At 52.9% G+C, this 23,773-nt stretch carries 15 protein-coding genes and 1 pseudogene; 3 read left to right on the top strand and 13 right to left on the bottom strand.

The features are described from left to right. The 10 genes from P349_RS12090 to P349_RS12045 form a co-directional block, all read right to left on the bottom strand. On the bottom strand, nucleotides 1-2,262 hold the full coding sequence (locus tag P349_RS12090; protein WP_032651258.1) for a pesticin C-terminus-like muramidase: 2,262 nt from the start codon (nucleotides 2,260-2,262) through the stop codon (nucleotides 1-3). Between the two features lie 11 nt (nucleotides 2,263-2,273). Further along, nucleotides 2,274-4,625, bottom strand: coding sequence for a type VI secretion system Vgr family protein (locus tag P349_RS12085; protein WP_032651256.1), 2,352 nt, complete (start codon nucleotides 4,623-4,625; stop codon nucleotides 2,274-2,276). Further along, nucleotides 4,618-7,296 carry a type VI secretion system ATPase TssH gene (gene tssH / locus P349_RS12080; RefSeq protein WP_032651522.1) on the bottom strand — a complete coding sequence of 893 codons (2,679 nt, stop codon included), beginning with the start codon at nucleotides 7,294-7,296 and terminating at the stop codon, nucleotides 4,618-4,620. Before tssH ends, P349_RS12085 begins: the two co-directional genes overlap by 8 nt. Before the next feature lie 162 nt (nucleotides 7,297-7,458). Then, nucleotides 7,459-7,950, bottom strand: coding sequence for a type VI secretion system effector Hcp (hcp, locus tag P349_RS12075; protein ID WP_032651254.1), 492 nt, complete (start codon nucleotides 7,948-7,950; stop codon nucleotides 7,459-7,461). Between the two features lie 4 nt (nucleotides 7,951-7,954). Next, nucleotides 7,955-9,637, bottom strand: coding sequence for an OmpA family protein (locus tag P349_RS12070; protein WP_032651253.1), 1,683 nt, complete (start codon nucleotides 9,635-9,637; stop codon nucleotides 7,955-7,957). Further along, complete coding sequence (tssL, locus tag P349_RS12065) at nucleotides 9,637-10,374, bottom strand: type VI secretion system protein TssL, short form (protein WP_032651250.1); 738 nt, start codon at nucleotides 10,372-10,374, stop codon at nucleotides 9,637-9,639. The genes P349_RS12070 and tssL overlap by 1 nt, the downstream gene beginning before the upstream one ends. Beyond that, complete coding sequence (gene tssK, locus P349_RS12060) at nucleotides 10,371-11,720, bottom strand: type VI secretion system baseplate subunit TssK (protein WP_032651247.1); 1,350 nt, start codon at nucleotides 11,718-11,720, stop codon at nucleotides 10,371-10,373. The genes tssL and tssK overlap by 4 nt, the downstream gene beginning before the upstream one ends. Nucleotides 11,721-11,738: 18 nt before the next feature. Continuing rightward, nucleotides 11,739-13,286 carry a type VI secretion system contractile sheath large subunit gene (tssC, locus tag P349_RS12055; protein WP_032651245.1) on the bottom strand — a complete coding sequence of 516 codons (1,548 nt, stop codon included), beginning with the start codon at nucleotides 13,284-13,286 and terminating at the stop codon, nucleotides 11,739-11,741. A 33-nt stretch (nucleotides 13,287-13,319) separates the two neighbouring features. Beyond that, entirely contained in the window at nucleotides 13,320-13,820 is a 501-nt protein-coding gene (gene tssB / locus P349_RS12050; RefSeq protein ID WP_032664111.1) for a type VI secretion system contractile sheath small subunit, read from the bottom strand. A 681-nt stretch (nucleotides 13,821-14,501) separates the two neighbouring features. Further along, complete coding sequence (locus tag P349_RS12045; protein ID WP_032648640.1) at nucleotides 14,502-15,113, bottom strand: DUF2913 family protein; 612 nt, start codon at nucleotides 15,111-15,113, stop codon at nucleotides 14,502-14,504. Between the two features lie 258 nt (nucleotides 15,114-15,371). Between P349_RS12045 and P349_RS12040 the strand changes: the two are divergent. Then, nucleotides 15,372-18,098, top strand: a pseudogene (locus tag P349_RS12040) (hypothetical protein); the annotation flags it as partial. A gap of 659 nt (nucleotides 18,099-18,757) precedes the next feature. Here the strand turns inward: P349_RS12040 and P349_RS26815 are convergent. Continuing rightward, nucleotides 18,758-19,318 (bottom strand): hypothetical protein, encoded by a 561-nt coding sequence (locus P349_RS26815; protein ID WP_238550737.1) that lies wholly within the window; start codon nucleotides 19,316-19,318, stop codon nucleotides 18,758-18,760. A gap of 154 nt (nucleotides 19,319-19,472) precedes the next feature. On the opposite strand from P349_RS26815, the gene P349_RS12035 reads away from it, so the two are divergent. After that, nucleotides 19,473-21,071, top strand: a complete 1,599-nt coding sequence (locus tag P349_RS12035) for a YfjI family protein (protein WP_193745663.1) — start codon at nucleotides 19,473-19,475, stop codon at nucleotides 21,069-21,071. Between the two features lie 390 nt (nucleotides 21,072-21,461). Here the strand turns inward: P349_RS12035 and P349_RS12030 are convergent, their stop codons facing one another. Both P349_RS12030 and P349_RS12025 read right to left on the bottom strand, forming a co-directional pair. Continuing rightward, nucleotides 21,462-21,680 (bottom strand): helix-turn-helix transcriptional regulator, encoded by a 219-nt coding sequence (locus tag P349_RS12030; protein ID WP_032648634.1) that lies wholly within the window; start codon nucleotides 21,678-21,680, stop codon nucleotides 21,462-21,464. A gap of 109 nt (nucleotides 21,681-21,789) precedes the next feature. Beyond that, nucleotides 21,790-22,407 (bottom strand): inovirus Gp2 family protein, encoded by a 618-nt coding sequence (locus P349_RS12025; RefSeq protein ID WP_032648632.1) that lies wholly within the window; start codon nucleotides 22,405-22,407, stop codon nucleotides 21,790-21,792. Between the two features lie 866 nt (nucleotides 22,408-23,273). Between P349_RS12025 and P349_RS12020 the strand changes: the two genes are divergently transcribed. Further along, nucleotides 23,274-23,741, top strand: a complete 468-nt coding sequence (locus P349_RS12020; RefSeq protein ID WP_032648631.1) for a hypothetical protein — start codon at nucleotides 23,274-23,276, stop codon at nucleotides 23,739-23,741. Nucleotides 23,742-23,773 lie beyond the last annotated feature (32 nt).

Consider the following 23,773-nt stretch of genomic DNA (forward strand, 5'->3'; position numbering starts at 1 on the left):
TTAATCACCTTTACCTAACTCGTTCTCGATCATCTGGGCTTCGCCTTCACGTCGTCTTATCAGACCTCGCTGATTTGACCATAAGCGTTTCATACTTCGTAGACGACTTGGTATTTTAACTTCATTTCCTTGAGCGAAATCATCTCTAATCTCTCTCATTTCTCGTCGGCTATCTATTGGATCATTTGGTTTAGGGAGTGCTAATGATGGCCCGCGATTATAAATTAGCGATAGCATTGCTCCCGCACTATCAGGTGGAAGATTAATGGCCTGTGGATAAGCATCCACAACTTTCTGACAATACCTTTGCTTTAGAACCATTGCCATATCTAAAGCTTTATCTTTACTTATTATTATATCTGCCAACCCATGAACGATTGCTCTGGCATTATCACCTTTCTTCCCGATTGCTGTCAGCAACCTTTCAACTTGCGCATTTGAGTAATAAACACTTAATAATTCGCGAGCTGATGATGTTGTCTGCTGCCCTAAATCATAACCATATCCGACAGTCACTCCACTTGACTGATCCCCACCAGGTACATAGGGTTTGGGAGCATATGCTTCCCAAGATAAAATGAATTCGGCTGATTTTTTTGATATCCGATAAATACCTAAAGTTGTATTGAAATCAATAGTATCGCCATATTTTTCAGCAATCGCATTTAAAAACACTATAGGATGCATATGCCAGACAGGTTCCCCACTGCTGAATCCCTCCACCTTGCTCATCCATTCCATGTCGTCAAACCACTGTCTGACATAGCTGACACACAGCGGATCCATCTGCTTTAAAAATGTTCTCCAGCGGTGATGGCTACTGCCACCGAACCACTCACTGTCGTGTCTGACCACCATTCTTGCTGCAATATCCCTGACATCCAGCTCCGCGTAATTAACCGCATGACGCAGCTCTTCACCGGAAAGGTCGCCACTGTTATCGCTGTCCATTTTCTGCAGCAGGGCTTTGTAGTAATCAGACACCTGCTTTTCCCGGATACCGCGCTCAGGGCGTACCCACTCCGCCATTCTGGTGAACCCATCTTTGACCCAGCCTTCATGCAGGGATTTCGTCATATCGGATGTGGACGGCTCTTCAAATGCTTTAAAGCCCTGTTTATCCAGGTCGTACTGGCCGATATCTGCGTCCGCATCAGCATCACTGACCCATGCACCGTCCCCGATATCAAACCAGCGCTTACCGTTGCTGTCTTTGAACGGATGGCATTTGTCCTGCGGCATAATTTTGTGAATATCTTTCTTCACCTTCCCCCTGGTTTGGGTGAAGTTATCGCCGGAACGGCTATAAATGAAGCTTTCCGGGTGGATATAAACGTATTTCGGACCGCTCTTCACCTGTGCCTTATTGCTCAGAAAATCGATCATCCGGCTGTCGGTGCTGAGTACTTCAATATGCACAAAAGCACTTTTTTCCACACCGTGTAAGTCGCAGGGGGCAATGTCTTCCGCCAGGTACCCCACGGCATCACCTGCTGCAACCTCCATTTTGGTTGCCGGTTTAACGACGGTATCAAATGTGCCCTGCGTAACCGCCTGCTGCATCCAGGCCGGCAGGTGTGCCCTCTGCTCACCCACGGGGGTCACAAATTGCGAATCGAGCGACATCCAGAACGCCCCGCCGGTCATTTCGGATTTGCTGTTCAGCATCCGGGCAAGCCCGAACGTCTGCGTCTGCCCCTTCAGATCGAAAGAGATCTCACGCAGCACAATGACGCAGTTACCCGCTTTCAGTTTATCCTTCGCAACCGGTGCCTTATCTCCGTCTTTTTCCTGGCCGGTATATTCACGCTGACTCAGCCCATCACCCCTCTCAGTAACCTGATACAGCTTGTGCTCCGGAAAAGCAGACAGCGGAGCAAGCCCGATATACAGCGAGTAAAAATCAAGGCTGTTATCCTTCTTTTCGGGCTCGGGGGTACAGGTGGATTTGACCAGCACAAACGTACTGGAATACTGCAGCGGGTTATTGATGTATTTACCGGTCAGATAGTCCTGATCAATACGCCAGGCCACCACTTCGCCGCCCGCCATAAACTGAAGCGGCACCGCCGTGTCTGCCGTCTCGCTTGTCAGCACGGAACCCGGGGCGCTCTTACGGGTGATGTGGATCCCGCCGTGCCACATGTTATTTGTTCCGGCCAGCCAGGAGCCGTGTGGCTCCTGACAGAGCGGCTGCATCATTTCATCCACTGTGGCGTACTGCTCGCCATTCGCTTTTCGGGCAGGAAAACAGATTTTCATTCCGGTCATCCTTAACGTGAAGGGATATTACGTGTTTTGGGAGGCGTCACGCTGGCGTTTGTCTGGCTGAACTGAGGCGGAGTAATGTCCATGCTGCCCCCGGCCATCGGCGAGCGGTAATGCGCAGATTTCACCAGGTAATCCCCCAGGGTTTCTTCCACAATGCCGCCGTTGTCAAGTGTGATACTGGAGCCGCCGCCGTTGAGTCGTAGTTTAGGGGCACTGATGAGCAGCTCATCCTTGTTACTGCTAATGGTAAACAGCAGCTCTGAGGTCATCTCCATGGAGCTCGCCTCTGCACGAACCTCAACATCTCCCTGACTGGCAATCAGCTTTGCCCCGGACTGATGGGCAAAAAGCCCGACAGACTCGCTGGCGGACAGCGTAATGTTCTTCATCGCCCCCATATTGAGATGCTGACCCGCACTCAGGATAGTGTTCTGTTTACTGGTCATCTGAAGGTGCTCACCCGATGTGAAAGCAACGCCCTGCGGCGCACTCCCCAACAGTGCAGCTGACTGGAGGTCTCTCAGACGGTTTTCCAGCAGGCTGTTCTGGCTTTCCAGGTCACAGGTGAGCGCCTGAGCCTGCTGCGCGAGAAGATTGAGCCGCTTCATTTCTGCTGCTGACTGGTTCAGGCGTTCAATAGCCGGTGCCATGTCCAGCACTTTTCCCTGCGCTGCCGGCTGTGCATCTGCGGTCAGGAACATTCCCCGTCCTGCACGCAGCGCCCCGAATTCATCGGTACGCAGCTCAAAACCGGTCCCGCGCTGCTCACGCTGGTTGTCCACGACGTGACCACCATTTAATTGGGTCTTACCAAACGGGGTGGCGAGCTTGAAATGCTCTTCCTGACGCTTATCTTCCAGGCGAAGTTTGTTATCCCCCGCCGTGCGCCAGACGTTTCGCGTGTAATTGTCGCGGGTGACGTGATCCGGGTGTTCAGAATCATGCTGGGCGTGGGCGATGTAGGGCCTGTCCGGATCACCGCTGTCAAACATCACGGAGACTTCAGTCCCGTCGAGCAGCGGTGAGTGAAAGCCGTAGGTGTCTCCGGCATAGGGTTTGGCCATTCGCAGCCACAGGTAGGCGTATCCCTGCTCCGTCTCACTGCGGTCAAAATCAAGACGAACCCGGTAACGGCCCTGGTTGTCCAGATACGCATAAGTGTCGCCCTTCTCGTCGCTTTCCACCCGGGCAGGTAACGTACCGGCGACAACCGGACGCTTCAACAGTGCCGGGCGATAGCAGACGGTTTCGCTGTAAGGGATCCCCGTGAAGCGCAGCTGAAAACCTTTATCGCGTGCCCCGGAGGTATGAACACCGGTGATGACAATGCCATCTTTCAGCGATTCAGGGACATTGCCCTGGGCTTCCAGCACTTCGCCGGGGGCCAGAACCGGACTACTGGAACGCCCGGTGACAATCTGTTGCGCATTGAGTGCGCGCTCATGACGGAGACGGGCAAACCAGGCACCGCCTTCCGGGGTGTCAGCATCGCCCTCACTCAAAAACGGCTCTGCGTAGTGGTAGGTCTCGCCGGTGGTGGCCCCGCCTTCCTGACGGACGGTCGCCGAACTGTCCTGCGGCGTCAGCGCTTCACGGTAGTTGTAATCGCGGGTCGAAACGCTGCCGGTGACCACATGGTCTTCCGGGCTGATATCCCAGACACTCTCCTGACCGTTATCACTGGTGCGTGAGGGCGGGATCACCGGGAGTTTTACGCCAAACTGATACTGCATCTGGCTGTCCTGGAAAATCACCACATCCTGTTCAATGCGGCTGTCCATCTCAAAACGCCAGAAAATGCCCACTTCCGCCAGCAGGCGCTGGATAAATTCGAGATCCGTCTCGCGCCACTGGGTGATCAGTTCACGGACCGGATAATGCTGCGACAGGCGAAACTCAAAGTCCGCCCCTTCGAGACCGTGGGAGCGGAGAATTTGCTCCACCACTTCCGGCACCGACTGATTCAGATACACTTCGCTGCGATGAGTGTGCTGCATCAGGGCTATACGCGGCACGATGCGCAGGGCATAGGTGATTTCATCCCCTGACATCGAGATCCGACGGAATATATCCACCACGCCGTATACTGTGCGTACCGGCACCGCTGGCGTACCATCAAACAAAGGTGTCTGGAAGGTGAAGGATGCCGGTTTCAACATGACTTCAGTGCTGGCAATACTTGCCGCACAGGTAACGGTGACCTCGTAACGCCACGGCTGGCTGAGTGATTCGCTGGCCCGAAAGCGCAGCACGTCCAGGAAATGCGGACACTCATGCACATCCACCCGGTAGCGTGACAGACCCAGGGCTTCATCAATCGCCTTCTGCGCCAGGCTGCTTAAGCGTTCAGTCATCGTTCACCTCCTGTTGGGTATTCTGCTCGGCATCAAACTCCAGCACGATGCCCTCTTCTTCATCCCAGCCAAGTGTCAGACTGTGCGGTTTTTGCTTCGCAGCCATATGTGTGAGCAGTTGCTGGCTCAGCACCGGCAGGATTTGCTGGTTGAGCAGGCTGTCAACATTACGTGCCCCGGTATCCGGCAACAGGCAGGCGGCAGTAAGCGTGTAGTACAGGCTATCGCCGATATGGGTGATCAGGCCGTAATGATGTTGTAAGCGCTTGCTGACCTGATTGAGCTTCATTTCCACAATGGTGCGCATAGCGGGCTCATTCAGCGGACGATAAATCACCGTCTGGAAGCGGGCGAGCAGCGCGGGCTGGAAGTGATCGCGCAGGATTGGGCGCAGCAGTTCATGCAGGTCGCTTTCACTGGCATCCGGCTGTTCATCCAGCAGTTGCATGAGGTGGTCGCTGCCGAGGTTAGAGGTCATCAGAATAACGGTATTACGGAAGTCGATTTCACGCCCTTCGCCGTCGCGCATAAAGCCGCGGTCGAAAACCTGATAGAACAGGTTTATCACGTCGCGGTGCGCTTTTTCCACCTCATCAAGCAGCACCACGCTGTACGGACGTTTTCGTACCGCCTCGGTCAGAATGCCGCCCTGTCCGTAACCGACATAGCCCGGAGGGGAACCTTTGAGCTGCGAAACGGTGTGCGGCTCCTGATATTCAGACAGGTTGATGGTAATCAGGGATTTTTCGCCGCCGTACAGCACATCCGCCAGCGCCAGCGCGCTCTCCGTTTTACCGACACCGCTCGGGCCGACCAGCAGGAACACGCCCTGCGGACCGTTCTCAGACGTCAGGCCGGTTTTGGCCGCACGCAGGCGCTGGGCGATGGCATTCAGCGCCACATCCTGGCCGACCACGCGTTTGCCGATTTCATTTTCCAGCACCAGCAGTTCGGTCTGTTCATCTTTCATCAGTGAGGAGAGCGGCACCCCGGTCCAGTCGGCAATCACGTTTGCCACGGTGCGGGTGTCCACATCCAGTGACAGCAGCGGCGTATTGCCCTGCAGTACAGAAAGCTGATTTTGCAGCTGATTGATATCAGTCTGACGGCTGATGTCCTGGCGCACTTCGAGCAGCTGTTCCGTCAGGCTCAGCTCGCGACCATACTGACTCTCCAGAATATCGAGTTCGACAATCAGGTCGTTCCGCTGCTGTTCAATCGCCGCCAGACGTTCGCCGTGCTGGTTGTTGCCCAGCGCGATGTCTTCCAGCAGCGCCTGCTTCTCAATGTCCAGCGCGGTGAGCTGAGCGCGGTACTGCGTCAGCGCTTCCGGCACGGTGTCAAGGCTCATGCGCACGCGTGCGCTGGCGGTGTCGAGCAGATCAACGGCTTTGTCCGGCAACTGGCGGCCCGTCAAGTAGCGGCGGGACAGCGTGACCGCGGCACGGACTGCATCATCGGTGATGTGCACGCCGTGGTGTTCGGCGTAGCGGGATTTCAGGCCGCGCAGCATCAGGCAGGCGGTATCATCGTCCGGCTCGTCCACCTTCACCATCTGGAAGCGACGCTCCAGCGCAGCATCACGCTCGAAGTACTGCTTGTATTCAGACCAGGTGGTGGCGGCAATGGTACGCAGTTCACCACGTGCAAGAGCAGGTTTCAGCAGGTTGGCCGCATCTGCGCCGCCCGCCTGGTTGCCCGCCCCGATAATGGTGTGCGCTTCGTCGATAAACAGCAAAATCGGCACAGGTGACTGCTGCACGGCATCAATCACGTTTTTCAGGCGCTGTTCGAACTCGCCCTTTACGCCAGCGCCTGCCTGCAGCAGACCGAGGTCCAGGGTACGCAGAACGACTGTTTTCAGGCTTTCCGGCACGTTACCTTCGGAGATACGCAGCGCCAGCCCTTCCACGAGCGCCGTTTTCCCCACGCCAGGCTCGCCGACCAGAATCGGGTTATTTTTGCGACGGCGCGAAAGAATATCCACCATCTGGCGGATTTCGGTGTCGCGACCAAACACCGGGTCGATTTTGCCGTCTTTCGCTTTGGCGGTGACGTCGAGAGTGAACTTATCCAGCGCGTTCTGCAGGGCCGGTGACAGTTCACCGTCCTTTATGGTTGTGTTATCACTGGCACCGACCGGACGGCCGACCATTTCCACATCGCCCCCCGTGTGGGCCAGTTCCGCTTCCTGCTGCACTTCCGGACGTTCGTCCGACTGCGCATCCAGCAGTGGACGCAAGCGCTCCAGCTGACTCTGGCCCAGCGTCAGCATCGGCCACAGACCGTCACAACGCAGCAGTTTCGGTTTACCGGTCAGGGCCATCAGCAGATGAATGCCGCGAATGTGCTCCTCACCATTGAGAGAGGCCAGCAGCCAGGCTTCCTGCATCAGCATCTGAATGTTTTCCGAGAGTTGTGGGCGGTGGCGCACCGAGCGCGGTTGATTATCCAGCCAGCCGAGCAAATCCTGCCACAGCGCATCCATATCCCACTCGTAGCGACGGGCGAGCACCGTCAGGTCACCTTCACCCTGCTCAAGCAGCTTCAGCAGCCAGTGCTCAGGCAGGATTTCCGCATGCGCACGGGTCTGGCAGAGCGAGGCCGCCCCTTCCATCGCACGGGCACAGTAAGGATTCAGGCGGCGTAACAGAACGGCTGGATTTTCCATGGATTTCATTCCCTCTCTTTTTGACACGCTACCGCCCCTGGCCGTTAACCGATGCCCATAAGGTCAGTGCTGATAAAATGTATGGCTGCTTTGCAGAACGTCCGCGAGGCAGGCGTTATGCAAAACAAAAAAGCGGACAGAGAGACTCCGTCCGCTCGTGACTTACGCGGTGGCGCGTTCGTTCCAGGAATCGGAATGAATAATGTTGCCGTCTTTGTAGGTCCAGGTGATTTTTTCGTAGCGCAGCTCGATCTGCTCAAGGTGGTTGTGCTTCTCGTAAGAAGGATCCTTGATGTCATGCATGACCGGATTCACTTTCACCACTTTCACGTTTTCTAACTTCGTGTTGAAGTACTCGACTTCCTGACCTGCGTCGTTGATTTTGTACCACTTGAATTCCGCAGACTTCAGGGTCTGACCGGTGGTCACCGCCTTGTAAAGGTACGGGCTGGAGGAGTCGATTTCTTTGGTGAATTTGAACGGCGTGTGGATACGCGTACCGGTCAGCTTGCCAGTGTTGTTATCGGTCGGGATATACAGGTTATGATCCTGCGCCACCACTTCGATGCTGCCGTCACGATCCTGAACGTCAACAGACCCTTTAATGTCCGCGCCGCCATCGTCTTTCAGCCAGAGATAAACAGGAATTGCCATGGAATTACTCTCCATTGTGTTGTGATGCGTCATCATCCTGCGATGACGCTGAGGGTTTGCCCGGTATCTGGCAGGCGTCGGCCTGCGGTACCAGACTGATTTCGACACGACGGTTGAGCGTACGCCCTTCCGGGGTGTCATTGGTTGCGACGGGACGGCTTTCGCCATAGCCCTGCACCGCAAAACAGCTTTCCGGCACATCACCGGTATCCCGCATCCAGTTACGTACCGACTCAGCACGCTTCAGAGACAGCGTCTGATTCAGTTCCGGGTTACCGGTGTTGTCGGTGTAACCACTGACCACAATCAGCCAGCCCGGTTTGGCCTTGATCCCCACCAGGGAATTGACCAGCATTTTGGTCGAACCGCTCTTCAACACGGACTTGCCGGAATCGAACAGCGACATGCTGTCGAGACGAATAATCTTCGGTACCGGTCTGGGTTTCGGCTTCGGTGGCGGCGGCGGTGGCACATACGTATCAATCGTCTGCTGAACCGCGAGCCACAGGCGTTCGCCCGGATACAGCCCCAGACCATAGCGTTGCGGAACCCCCTGACGCTGCCAGCGCTCCAGTAGCAATGCATCCTGCTGCAGGGCGTGCAGCGACCGGGCTTTCGGCGCGTAGTGATCCATCGGAATGGCCTGCCAGCGGTGCAGATCGGCAGCCACCCGGCGGATGAGGGTCTGGTTATGCATAACAGACAGCGCGAGGGCACCGAGTGCGCACAGCATCAGGACCACCACCACCAGACGTCCGGTTTTACCGCCCTGTAACGGTGTGGTGTACGGTATCAGCAGCGGCAACACCGGATCGGCAAAATGCCAGCGCTGCTCATGCGCACAGACACGGATCGCAGGAGAAATGCGGGTCAGGCGGAACAGCCACTGCGACCACAGAGCGCTGGCAGCAGTCTGTATCAGCCCCAGACGCAGTGTGACGGCAAACGGGCGTATCGCCGGACACAGTCGGTCGGATTTGCCCAGTTCATCCAGCATGACCGAGTGAAGCATCGCGGTGGCCTGGGTGAGAAACGGCTGAACGGTGGCAGTCTGTGCCGTACGCTGCCACTCACTGAGCGTCATCGCCGGTTCGTCTTCCGGGCACACCAGAGACGTCGTACCCCGTACCACTATCCACGGCGTCTCCGGGCCACTGAATTCTGCATTCAGCACCACCGGAACGTCATACCCGGTCAGTCCGCGAAGCTGCTTCACCTGCAGGCGCAGTGCTTTCAGGGACGCCCGCAGCTGCGCCTCGTCGTCATGGCAGTCCGGCAGGCAGCGGTACATCACCGACAGCTGACCAGCCATTACCGGGGAGCGAGCCAGCAAACGGGTGGCCAGCGTCATCAGCTCAGTCAGCTCTGCCACCCGGAGGTACCAGCCCTGGGTCGTGCGTCGGAAAGGTCCCGGCGCGAACATGTTGTCATCCACATCCCCGCAGACCAGCACCACCGGTCCGGTATGATCTTCCGGTGGAAAGTCACCGGCATTCTCCACCTGCTGAGCCGGCTGCAGGTGACGGTAACGTCGGAGGATTATCCACCCGCAAACCAGCAGCGCCGCCAGCGTCAGCAGTGATTTACCTGTTCCCCCCCAGGCCAGAAAGCCCCATACCAGCCACAGCACGGCAGCCAGACAAACCAGCACCGGTAACGCCGCACGGGCAAGCGTTCGTCCTCCCATCAGCGCAGCTCCGGCAGTTGCTGGTGCAGCAGGTCCTGCAGCCAGAGATGACCACCCAGCCACACCGCACCGGTCAGCACGACGGCCAGCACAATCCAGAACCAAACCGAGCGCAGCAGGTTGTAGCGACGTCGTCCGGTTTTGTGCACCACCAGGGAGGCAGCAATTTCCAGCGCCGGGACGCGTTCATTAAGTGCAGCGATCACCTCATCACGACGGGATTGCCCCACCCCGGACAGGCTGTACTGCCCCTGGAAGCCCAGCGCCAGTACCCGCTGGTAGCACGTCAGCACCGCAGGCTCCGGAGCTGGCTGGCGCAACACTTCTGCGATACGGTCGTACAGCGCACCACCGGCACGCAGGGTGCCAAAGTAGACGGTCTGTAACGGCGCTGAACGCCAGGCTTTCTGGGCCGCATCCAGCGTGACGACCGGAGTGGTGTCTGCTTCTTCAGCCACTGGCGACGGCAGCTTACCGGCCCCGAATGCAGGCGACTTATCTACAGGCTTGCGGTTCAGGACGGTTTCATCCAGCAGGGCGCACTGGGCATAGGTGATGTGATCAATGCTTTCACTGTCATACCCGGCACGCTCCAGCGCTTCCCGCACGCTGTCCACCTGCCCTTTACAGGCAGCGTAAAGCGCCGGGCCATCGGTGACCTCACCACCGTGACGCAACTGCGCCACGGTGAGCCAGGTTTCAGCCATCAGGGCATCAATATCGGTGTCTTTTTTCATGAGCGCAGCACCGCAAACAGTTCCAGCTCCAGCTCACCAAGCACGGACGGAACGTAGAACACACAAACCCCCTGATCGAGCATTTCACGCGCGGCATCGCTCTCCATATCCAGCACAAAATACTGATTCTCCAGACGTACCGGCAGTGCAGCTGGTACGCGGCTGAGCGCAATCAGGCCGATCCCTTCCACGGCCACGCCCGAGACCTCACCTACATTTGCCGGGGCTCCGGCAATACAGACTTCCGCAAAACGTTCGGCAATCTGCCAGGCGGGCTGGTTAGAACGAACTGACAGATAGAAATCGGCTTCATCACGCAGACGGATATCGTGCAGTACCGCTTTCCAGGTTTCCGGATCCATCCGGTCCATTCTGACTGCCACCACGCGTGACGGCAGGCTTGCTTCCAGCAGTTCGCTGATGAGATCAAACAATGGCGGGAAGGTGTTTTCAGGCAGGCGGTGGTCATACCCCGGAATGGCATCCAGGTCATGCTCCAGCGAGAAGGTCAGCATACTGCCGGCAAGACGCGCCAGCTCCGCCCAGACCTGCTCAGGATGTCGGTCCGGGAAGCGCTCATATTCCGAGAGCACACGGGCATGAGAGTTCAGGGCATTGAGCAGCCAGAACAGCGACACGTCGGCGACCGCAAAATCGGCCATCCGGTCATTACTCTCGCGGCGCATGGACATCAGACGCTGACGGCGTGAGCGCAGCTGACGGTTTAACAGCGCCAGTCGCTCACACAATCCACGGCTGGCCGAGAACAGCGCCATTGGCGGGATAAAATCCGGATCCTGACGCCAGCCCCCCTGCCCGTCCCGTAACAGACGGGCAACGGCGCAGGTATCCCATGCGCCGTTGTCTTCATGTCCGAAACGAAAGGCCAGATTAAAGCGGGCCACCGCCATCGACTCTTCTTCCTGGCCGAAACGATCGGCGATCGTCTCCCAGGCTTCCCGATAGCGCAGCGGACGCTCTGCCGGCACCGTGTCAGACTGCACATTCACGATCCCGGCCTGCATAACCGGCAACGCCACATACACCGTCACCGGGCCATTACCGGCAGAAGCCGGAGCCTCGATTTCCCGCGGCTCCGGTGGCAGGTCGCTGAACCGGGTATCAACCAGCGTGTCATCCGGAAGCCACAGACGCAGCGACTGCGCCTGGACCCGACCGGAGGCCAGCATCGCCTCATCCAGCTCTATCTGACCGACGCCCCAGGGGAACGCACTGCCACGGGCGGCAACACCGGCCAGGGAAAGTGCGTCCCACTCAGACTGCTGCTGGAACTGCTGCGGGGCCAGCAGGGCCCCTTCGTTCCATAACGGACGATGAATTTTCATCCCTGATTTCCCCTCGCCTTACGATTTGGCTTTCGGCATCTGGGAAACCAGTGACAGGTTGACGTCCATCCCTTCCACCTGGAAGTGCGGCACGGCATACAGCTTCACGCGGAAGAAACCCGGGTTGTCTTCGATGTCTTCCACCACCACTTTCGCATCGCGCAGCGGGTGGGAAGCCTGAAGCTCGTCGCCAGGGTCGGTCATTTCGGTCACCAGGCTGCGCACCCAAGTGTTGAGCTCGAGCTCCAGCAGACGGCGGTCTTTGGTGGTGCCAATATTTTCGCGCTGGATAAGCTTCAGGTAATGCGCAATACGGGACAGCAGGAAAATGTACGGCAGACGGGCGTTGATACGGCTGTTGGCCGTGGCATCCGCGGTGTCATACAGTGCCGGCTTCTGGGTAGAGTTAGCGCTGAAGAAGCAGCTGTAATCGCGATTCTTGTAGTAGGACAGCGGAATGAAACCGAGGTTGGCAAATTCAAATTCGCGGGTTTCCGGGATCATCACTTCTGACGGGATCTTGACCTGATTGCCGGTGCCCAGGTCATACAGATGGATTGGTAAGTCCTGGACGGCACCACCCGCCTGCGGGCCACGAATTTGTACACACCAGCCGTTATTAATAAAGCTGCGAACCATGTTGGATGCAAAGGCAAACGAGGCGTTGGTCCACAGGTATTTGTCATGATCCGGACCCTTCACTTCTTCAACGTAGTTGAAGCTGCGCACCGGCACGGTGTCCGGGCCATACGGCAGGCGACCCAGCACGCGCGGCATCACGAGGCCGATATAGCGGGCATCGTCCGTCTCGCGGAAGGATTTCCACTTGATGTACTCCGCACGGTCGAAGTAGTTACCAATATCTTTGATGGCTGCCACTTCCTCCATGCTGTCTTTCAGGAAGAATTTCGGGCCGGCGGAGCCGATAAACGGCATGTGGGCAGCGGCAGACACTTTTGAAATATTGCGCAGCAGGGCAACATCCTGCGCAGACGCATCAAACTCGTAGGCAGAAATCAGCGCGGCAATCGGCTCACCGCCCGGGGTGTCATACTCATCGATATATGTATGTTTATACAGTCCACTCTGAATGATTTCCGGACTGTCTTCGAAGTCCTGACGCAGGTCTTCTTTTGACATATCCAGCAACTCAACCTTCACGTTCTGACGGAAATCGGTTTTATCAATCAGCGACTTAACGCCGCGCCACAGGCTCTCTACCGCCTGGAACTCTTCGCTGTGCATGACCGCATCCAGCTGACGGCTAATCTGGTAGTCCAGCTCCGCGATATGGTGGTCAATCAGGTTTTTGTCGAGTTTTTCAACTTTTGAACCCGATTTTGTCAGGCATTCCAGGAACACCTGCATCCCCGCCGTCAGACGTTCATCCGCAGTCGCATCCGACATCGCCTGCGCGTCCTGCCAGATATCCAGCGCGCTCAGCTCAGAGACCGGGTTCAGGTTGATTTTTTCAAACAGGGACGCATAAACCCCGTCCGCAGCAGGACGTTCCAGCACCACGCTTTCGCCACCAGCCGCATTCTCATTTTTTACAGACATCAGCATCTTCCTTTTTAATCCGTTAAATCATCGTGACCGTTATGGCTGTTTAGGTGCGAGAGCAGACAGCTCTGAGCGGAGTTCTGCGCTTAACGCCGGGTCGAGCAGAATTTTTTCCAGCTCCTTACGGAAAGCCTGGTTGTCCAGCAGGTTCGCTTTTAAATCGCGAAGCAGATTGCGCATGGACAGCATCGCTTTCAGCTGAGGTATTTGACGGGAGACCTGCTCCGGGGTGAAATCCTTCATGCTCCGGAAAGTCAGGCTGATGTTGTCTTCGCTGCCGTCATCAGCCAGTGTGTTTTTAACGGTCAGACTGACGTTCGGGGAATATTCGGACAACACTGAGTCGAAATTATTTTTATTCAAATCAACTTTTTTGCGCTCAGACAGGGGGGCAGACTCCTGACCATTACTGAAGTCGCCCGCCACCAGCAATTTCAGGGGGAGCTCCGTTTTCTTGCTCGCACCACCAGTGTGCAAATCAAGTTTTAAATTAATACGCGCTTTAGGGATTTCGGACTGAAAGGAAGAGTTAGACATGGCTGTCCCTGTTCTATGGAGTAATAGAAACGGTCAATGCCAGTGAGAAATAAATAAGAAAAAATTACCCTGCCAGAACAACTTTCCGGTTCGCGTCATCCGACGTAAATAAAATTCCCGGAACTAAAAAGCGGGCGCATTCCATCCACCAGCATGCCGACACTGTATTTTTGAGCATTTGTCTGAAATGGAAAATTTCGGATAAGACCCAATAGCCGGAGTGTAGGAACGTTCCCTGCCAGATCGGAAATGAAAAAATGTAACAAAGCTTTACGTTTCTAATGTTTTAACAATAAAAGATCATCTTTCTGATTTATAATAATTTTCCTGCGTAACCCCTTCAAGCCTTATGGGATAAGGGTGTGCAGCAAATGATCAGTTTAACTTAGGGGACATATCTGTGCGAAATACCACCAATCACGTGAAATATCTGATTTTGTACTTTTATCAAAAATGAGAAACAGACGTGACTGAGCAAGTGAAAAATTGACGACATTTTCAGGTTTTCATCATTTCTTATTATTCATTTAAACGGGGCTTATTTGTTTTCGTCAGAAGAAAGGAAATTTCACGACAGCCCTTAACACATACCTTAATACCAGGGGGTGAGCACGATCTGGATACCTGCCATTCAGGGAATGGACAGTGATCAGATTGAGTAATACGTTGAGGTTTTTTGCTCTATTTCTCGGGTTGTAATACGATCCGGTTCAACGCCACCATGACCGACGGGAGGGCATGGGCCTGAAAAACCTCTGTACATGCTGACAGGTTGCCCGTCACCAGAAATTCCAACGGTGCAACCAGTTTGCCCTCATCCGAAAATCCACAGGTCAGTGCTGACTTCCTTACCAGCAGTGCATCCGTATCGCGGTATTCCTGGACCAGAAGCGCTTCATTGTCCCAGTCACCGTCACTCACCGCTGCATTGACCCAGCCCTGCGATTTAAGCTGTTCAATTGCATACGTCAACCAGTACAAATCCGACTGCGCAGACACCGGTCCGTAGCACGAAGACCAGAGATATTCCAGACGGCTGAATAAGCTTGCGGCAGGACCTTTCTGGCGCCCCAGTACCACCAGACGCTCAATATCGGATGCGATTGCACGCGGAAACCGTTTTTGCTTCTGTGCCGTCGCAAGCCAGCGCAGCAAAAATGCGTGCGTGCTGAGTGGCGACAGCGCCTGACCATCCTGCTGAGCGGTACGTAAGGCGACAAGGGCGCACCATGCAAAATGTGCCAGTGCCGTGACGGTTTGTTCCGGGGGTAAGGTATCGTGAACTTTTTTCATTCAGAAATTATATCGGCGCAGCAGAGATCGGGGAAGACCTGTTGCGACTGAGAGGAATAACCGCCTGTCGATGAGAATGTGACGTGGCTACGGGAGAGAACGTGGCTCAGAAGCAGCCTTCTGAACGAACCTTCCGGTGGTCAATCTGCTGATGTCGGGGATGCCGAAGCAACAGGATACTGCACCTTTACGAGGTTGTTTACCTGATTATTCCCCCGTAAAATCAATGCTCTTTTTTTCGCCACGGAGTCACCGGCCATGAAAATTTGCCTCTACCACACCGTCAATCCGGAAGGTATTCCGGGCTACAAAAAATTTGCGCAGGCCATCGCGGCGGATAATTTCATTCAGGCCGATGTGCGTAAAATTGACACTAACCTTTACCGGGCACGCCTCAGCATCCGGGACCGGCTGCTGTTTTCCTTCTACCGCTATCGTGGTGAAACCGTCTGCCTGGTGCTGGAGTATCTGCGTAACCATGCCTACCACACGTCGCGTTTTATTCGCAAAAATGTGGTCATTGATGAAGAACGACTGCAGCCGGTGCTGGCTCCTGATGATATTGACGCTGAGCCCCTGACGTACATTAACCCGTCGCATGGCCGCTTCCACCGGCTGGATAAGATGCTGTCGTTTGATGATGACCAGCAGGCGTTGTACGAACACCCGCTGCCGCTGGTGATTGTCGGCTCGGCCGGCAGCGGCAAAACAGCGCTGGTACTGGAGAAAATGAAGCAGGCCGTCGGCGACATTCTGTATCTCAGCCTCTCCGCCTTTCTGGTGGAAAAAGCCCGTACGCTCTATACCACCAGCCACGAGGAAAATAGCGCACAGAATATCGACTTCCTCTCGCTGAGTGAGTTTCTGGAAACCCTGCGTATCCCGGAAGGCAAAGAGGTGACCTTCCGCGCTTTCAGCGACTGGTTGCCTCGTAATAAGACGACGGCATCCCTGGGGTCTGCCCATACGTTATACGAAGAGTTTCGGGGAGTGATTGGGGCAACCGTGTCTGATACGGGTCCGCTGCGCCGGGAGGACTATCTGGCGCTGGGTATCCGGCAGTCGCTCTACCCTGCCGATGACCGAGAGACGGTCTACTCGCTGTTTGAGCGCTACGTTGCCTGGCTGAAACAATCCCGGCACTTTGATACTAACCTGCTCAGCCATCAGTACCTGCCGCTGGCAACGCCCCGCTACGATGTTATTTTCATCGATGAAATCCAGGATATGACCCCCGTTCAGCTGTTGCTGGTCCTGAAAACCTTACGCCACCCGGGCCAGTTTTTGCTCTGCGGCGATGCCAATCAGATTGTTCACCCCAACTTTTTTGCCTGGAGTACGCTCAAAAGTCTTTTCTTCCACCAGCATCGCGGCAATGAAGCCGCCATTAATATCTTACAGGCAAACTACCGCAACGCACCGCACGTCACCGCACTTGCCAACCGTCTGTTACGACTCAAGCAGGCGAGATTCAGCGCCATTGACCGGGAAAGCCATCACTTCGTCAAAAGCTGCGGTCAGGCGGAAGGCGTCGTCAGACTGCTGGAAGACCGTGAGGCAATAAAACAGGAACTGAACGCCAGAACCGCACGCTCAAACCGCGTAGCGGTGGTGGTCATGTATCAGGAACAAAAAGAACAGGCCCGTCGCTGGTTTAACACCCCGCTGATATTCTCGGTCCAGGAAGCCAAGGGGCTGGAATACGAAACGGTGATTTTATTCAACATGGTCAGCCATGCCCGCCAGGCGTTTGACGATATCTGTGAGGGCATAACCCCGGCGGCGCTTGAAGATGAAGCGCCGCGTTATACCCGCCCGCGCGACAAACAGGACCGCTCGGCTGAAATTTATAAATTTTTCACCAACGCGCTGTATGTGGCGCTCACCCGCGCCACCCATAACGTGTATCTCGTCGAGCAGCATGTGGAGCATCCCCTGTGGTCATTGCTGGCACTCTCCCGTGAGGAAGCGCAACTGAATATTCAGGAAACCGCGTCAAGCCTTGAGGAATGGCAAAAAACCGCCCATCTTCTGGAAAAGCAGGGGAAACAGGAGCAGGCCGATGCAATCCGCGAGCAGATACTCCAGCAGCGCCCCGTGCCCTGGCACATCACTGAACCTTCTGAAGCCCGCCAGTGGACGCCGCAGATACTGACCGGCACCGCCAGCAAAGCCACGCAGCTACAGGCGCTGGAGTACAGCCTGATATATTCTGCGTTCCCGATGTTCAATGCCCTGTACCGCTCGGATTTTAAGCCCGCCCTGCAGCCACGGGAAAAAAGCCTGCAATTGCTGGAGCAGAAGTATTTCCGGACGTACACGATGAACAACCCGGCAGCCGTACTGCGGGATGTTGAACGTTATGGCATCGATCACCGCACGTCGTTTAACCTGACCCCGCTGATGGTCGCCGCCCGGGTAGGTAACACCGGGCTGGTTCAGCAGCTCATTGACAAGGGGGCCAACCCTGGCTTAACCGGCAACGACGGGTTAGCGGCTTATCATCACGTTCTGTCCACCGCCATCCACTCCCCGCGTTACGCACAACAAAAAAGCGCTCAGTTGTATGCGCTGCTGAAACCAGAGAGTCTCTCGCTGCAGGTGAACGAGCGGCTCATCAAACTGGACGACCGGCATATGGAAACGTTCCTGGTGACGCTGATGCAGGCGCTGTTCTATACCCATCTGGGGAATGCGCTGATCCACAATTTCGCCTTTAGTGCCGCCCAGCTGGCAAAATGGGTGGCCCATTTACCGGACGACATTCTCCCCGCCAACCGCAAACGCCAGAGTTACATCAGCAGCCTGCTCTCACAGCACGAAGCCAGCAGTAAAAATGCGTACGGCAAAAAGCTGTTTCTGAGGCTGCTGCATGGGCAGTATATTCTTAATCCGGCACTAAAAATCCGGCAGGGAGAAGAATGGGTGCCGGTCTATCAGCAACTGTCTCTGGACGATATGACGGCGGACCTGCAGGCTCTTCTTCATGGTTTCCCGGGAAGCCTGGACGATACCCGCACGGCCAAAAACATTTACCACGAACGCATTGGGAACATAATAACCTACTGGACCGGGGTCATTAACAAGGCCAGCAAAAACCAGGGTCAAAGCAGGTAATACCGCTCTCGCTGAAATTTTCGTTGCGGCGGGTCACGGGCATCTGCCCGCCAGAATGACCAGCATACCGACGAAAATCGCTGCCCCCCTGCCCCGACCTCCCGTGCTGATACTGATGTTGATTCAGTCTGTTGCGGGGGCGCATGTTATGGGGAGGCGGATAACACCAGTGGAATTCAGCGGGATACGCAGGAACCTGGAGCACCACGCTGGGGAGGTTAACCTGACGCAGGTTAACATCGCGCATCTGCTACCAGGACTGGCAGGACGATGTGCTGGTCTTACCGGCATATGGCCTCTTTGCAGAGAAACGCATTACCCTCAGCCCTGTAGTACGCGTTATTATCGGCCAGCGTTGAAGACGATAATGGCATACACCTCCTGCTGCACACCATCAGTGGATGATTCGTTTTGCGCCACGCCCGGCGTATCCATGTTCATCATCAGCACTATTTTGCATTCCGGTGCACTGACCACTTCCCTTATACCAACGGACAGACAGACATCCTTGCCCGACAGTGTGATTGTTAGATAGTTTTAGCTACTTCATTGAATTTCTCTCGTAAGTAGTCTTTTACCCGCAATATCTGCGAAATCGCACTATCGGCGTTATCCATTTGATCCTGGATAATCTGCAGTTCAGGTGGGAGTGGGATCTCCATATTGGCAAAATGCGTAGCAATATAGGGTCCCATATGTTTCATCCATTCTGGTTTTTCCCCTATACGCTCTTCTAACGTAAGAGAAGCCGATAAGCGTCGATTAATCTGATCACTCAGACTGTCGCCCTGTTGTTTAGCGATTTCGCTGAGGATGCGTTTAATTTGATCATCCAGCATAATATTTGAACGTGTTTTCATACAACCTGAACCCCATCCGTTTTGTGTGTATACAAACAACAATACACACCAATCATGCGCATGTAAAGATCGATTATTTTTGTGATGGTAAGCCCCGAACTCACCAGAAGACAGTGGCAGATCTAATGTCCATGCGAGGCTAGTGACGGGCGGAGTACTCAGGTATTCGTGGAAATAGCCGGGGGCTTCGGTCAGCACTTCGTCATGTACCGTCAGTATGACGGTCATAACCGTTAACTCCCGCTCCAGTGCAACCAGTATGAAAGTAGTTTCCTTCGACGAGAACATTCGTGATGATATCCAGGTCGCTTAAAAGACAGCACTATCGCATTTTACCCGCCCTTTGTTTTATGCTTAAAGGAAAATAAACAAGGGGTACAACGTGAATAAAAATGATTTAACCTGGGTGGACAGAGCCCCCCGTCCTGACCTTTCCGACTATCCGAGTGAACGGTCATTGCCTCCTTATCCGGTCTATCTTTTCCCGGAAATATTATCGAAGCCTCTTGGTGCCTTACATCATGGCACTCAAATCCCTGTTGAGTTAATCGCAAATACCGTACTCACCGCAGCTTCGCTTGCCTGTCAGCCGCTCATTGAAGTGATCCAGCCACACACAAATACACCAACACCCTGCTCTCTCTACTTTTTTTCAATTGCAGAATCTGGTGCAGGGAAATCCACTGTCAAAAATATCATTATGAAACCTTTCTATGATTTTGATGAAAGAATGCGGCACGAATACAGTGATAAAAAAGCGGATTATGATGCAAAAATAGAGGTGTGGAAAATAAAGAACAAAACACTCATTAGAAATCTCCGCAAGGCCATTGACAAAAATTTCAATGGAGAATTCGAATCCAGAAAAATTGTTGAGCACACCAGGTCAAAACCCTGGGAGCCAGTACCGCCTCAGATTATCTATAATGATACTGCAGCAACCGATCTGATTTATGGCCTCAGCCGATATCCCAATGCCGGGCTCATTACCGATGAGGCGATAACTTATTTTGGTAATCGCCCCAAGAACAAGATAGGTTTTTTAAATAATGCCTGGGATGGTAGTTCCTATCACTTCCGTCGGGGTGGAACAATAGACTGTCATTTTACGCCCTGTTTAACAGCGTCACTCATGACACAACCCGGGGTGTTTGAAAGCTTTATGGAAGTACACGGTAAAATATTCAAAGAAAGTGGCTTTTTATCCCGTTTTTTATTCATCAGAACGGATAACCTTGAACACTACGGTGCTGAGGCATTAGCACATGGAGAGCACTGGTCAGAAATCAGAGAATTTCATGAAAGGCTGGATTTACTGCTTAGCAAACAAAAAGAACGCATTGATAATAATGAAACAGCAAAAACGCAGTTAACACTGTCAGATAATGCACTTAATATCTGGAAGAAACACAGAGAGTCATTATTAAATAAAATAAAACCAGGTAACGAGCTTTATTACATTCGCGAATATGCAGTTAAATCCAGCACAAATACACTAAGAATGGCTGCCATCTTTCAGTACATCTGCAACGAGAGCGCAAATGAAATCAGTGAAGATATCATGGATAACTGTATTGAAATCACTGACTGGTACCTGAATGCAACTAACCGTATTTTCTTTGACACCCCTGAGCGTATTGAATTTACACAGGACGTCCTTAAACTGTACCAGTTTATACTGTCCCGCTCTAAAAAAGAGAACGGAGCCATAACAACAGGTGAGATTGAACAGTATGGACCAAATAAGCTAAGAAAGGTGGAGAAGCTGACGCCAGTCCTGAATCACCTCGTTGGCCAGGGAGATGTTATACTCTACAATTCAATACCCAACGACACCATTTATATTTCAGCACTTAATCATGATGGTCTCTACCCGCAACCAAGAAACACTCCCGCCCATAATATACGTGCGGCAGACTCTACAGCTTTCAGACCCTGTTTCCACATCGACTTATCAGATATCAGATTAAAAGAAAAATAATTTACAAAACCAAAAACACCTTCATATGAAGGCTGGGCACCACAGCCATGACAGTACAATAAACGAACAATTATTTATCTTTTACTGTATTATTTATTCTTAAAACCCGCTATTTCATACGTTTTAGCGGGTTTTTATATGTTTGAATTATAAAAATTACACACAAACGCTCAAAAAACAGCCGTTCTACTTTCGCGCCTTAGAATCGTTCTCTGTAAGATATGCGCCACACTCTCAAATTCGAAAGCACAAGAATGCGGTGAAGGAGTGCAACTCCCATCCCCTACACCTCTGTAAAATTATATTTAAATAAATATGCCATTTATTTTATAAGAATATACAACGGTATTCTGGCAACATTATACCGGGTTGCGACAGGCGTTAGCACCGCTATAAATCGCGAGAGATTGTAATACGCTCCAGCACCCAAGCTTCGATTTCACTTTTAAGCCAGCGTGAACTACGTCCGAGTTTAATCGGCTTAGGAAACAGTCCTTCCTGTATTAATTTGTAGAACCATTTATCACTTAACCCGGTGAACTCAGTGATAAAAGCCATATCCACGAGTTTATCACTCAGCAGACTGGTATTAGTGTTAGCAGTTGTCATGACGTTTTCTCTCTGTCTTAAGGAAAGGGAAGACAGGAGCACCGGTAAATGTTAATCCGGCACTCTGTCATAACATCTGCGGTACGGATAAAAAAATACTTATACGTAATTAGTATTGACTGCAGCCAAAATTACGCTGACCGTCTGAATAGTCCTTGCTGTATTCTTTAGCCAGGTAATTGATACGAGTCGTCACTACAGCATACTGCGTAGTAAAATCAGGACTGTTTTTACTGAGGTGGTAATAACCGTTGTCAGGAAACTCCACCAGTGAGTAATACTGCGAATGGTTAAGCTCCAGTGCCCGTACCCAGGCTTCCATAATCATGAAGGCCAGATTGTGTGAATACTCACCGTTCACTGACCGATAATTCCCCGGATACGCATAATTTTCGCGATTAAGGAGCAGTGCAACATGATAGTGTTTCTTACCACAGTTACTGAACTCACGGGTCCAGATATAACGGATCCTGCGGGGGTGAACCCGCTTACCTGCATTCTGTCTGTTCAGTAAATTTGCATTAACCTGAGCGTTCAGGGAGGAAATGAATCGGGTAATTAACGATGAATCAGCGTTATAACAGGCAGTATTGAAATCAGGCAGGCGTAAATCGACCCTCAGGACTAATGTACGGGAATATTCATCAAGTGATTTATTCAGTGTATCCTGAATACGTTTAACATGGTTCCGATTCAGTGGGTAGTGGTAGTGCGTATTGAAACTCATAAGTGATGTCCTTAAGTTAGTTGTTCAATAAGATACAATACTGGAGTAATAAATTACTTTTAAAGAATGATGAGGAGATATAGCAGGTCTGTGACCAGACCACCTGCGTACTGTATGACTGTCAGGAGTATGCTGTGGGTGTAATGCCCTTCAGTTGGACACAGCAAACAGTGTGTTTAATACTTGTTGAATAAGGATATTCTTATAATGAAATCTTTAGAATAACCCCCTGTCAATTGCACTTCTTATTTCAATAACAACAGTCTGATAATAACATCCATACAGTGATATCCTTCTATATAGGTATATTACCAACCCGACAGGCAAAAGCTTAATATCGACAAAACTACAATAGAAGAAGAAAATATCAATCAACGTTATTTCAGGATAAACAAATCGATTATTTTACTCTCAAGTTAACGTTAATCACTCATATAATATAACAACCTATATGATCATAATTTAACCGTCTAACAGGCAACATTTACGCCATGCAAAATACCTGATATTCGACAGATAATGCCCCGGATCCACACAGCGACGAAGGCCGCTTAACGTAAATGCCACTGAGCACACCTTCCTGTAGGCCCCACACTTTCCAGCAAATTTTCAGATACACATCACCCTTCTGCAACAGGGCCAGGTAATCGTTAAATCTGCCTGCTTTTCGATAAGCATTTTGCTCAACCACGATCGATTTTGTCGATCGGTTCGATCGAATTTCATCGTTATCCACCGCACTTTTGTGGCTATAGAATCCTCAGGGGCTTTCTGTAGCGACCTGAGTTTCATTAAAAATCATACAGATAAATAAAAATCCCGGTACGGAAGCTGTGCTTTCGGGTTCCCGGTAAGGAGATAAAGAAATGAAAAGAAAACTAATAAACACCGCTTTAATGCTGACCTGTGCGCTGGTGCCCACCATGGTACAGGCCTTTGGTAATCATGAGACGTGGAGCAAGGGCTGGGCCCAGGGGACGTCTGAGTTTGTGATTCTGGGTAAGGGGCAGTCACAGCTGTATCTGGCCTGCGATGATTACGGCTCTCAGCCTGCCAGCGTCATATTCACGGACGCCACGGGACTACAGGTCAGCATGGACAGCGGCAAAACGCTTCAGGTCCGGGTTGACGGCGGTGAACCCATTGACATCAGCGACTCTGACAATCATGCAGGCGATAACGGCCTCACGTTTGCCTGGAACGCACTGCGCACCGGTAAGCAGGTGCTGGTCATCGGTGATGGCGTCCGCCCTGCCCTGTTCACACTGAATGGTGCCGGTAAAGTCCTGCCCGCCTTTAACACTCACGGGTGCGTATCAAAATTCGCACTCTGACCCTGAATGTCAGGCAATCGTCTGACTTATCA

Origin of the sequence: Enterobacter sp. DC4 (assembly GCF_000568095.1) — a bacterium.
In the GTDB taxonomy this organism is placed as follows: domain Bacteria; phylum Pseudomonadota; class Gammaproteobacteria; order Enterobacterales; family Enterobacteriaceae; genus Enterobacter; species Enterobacter pseudoroggenkampii.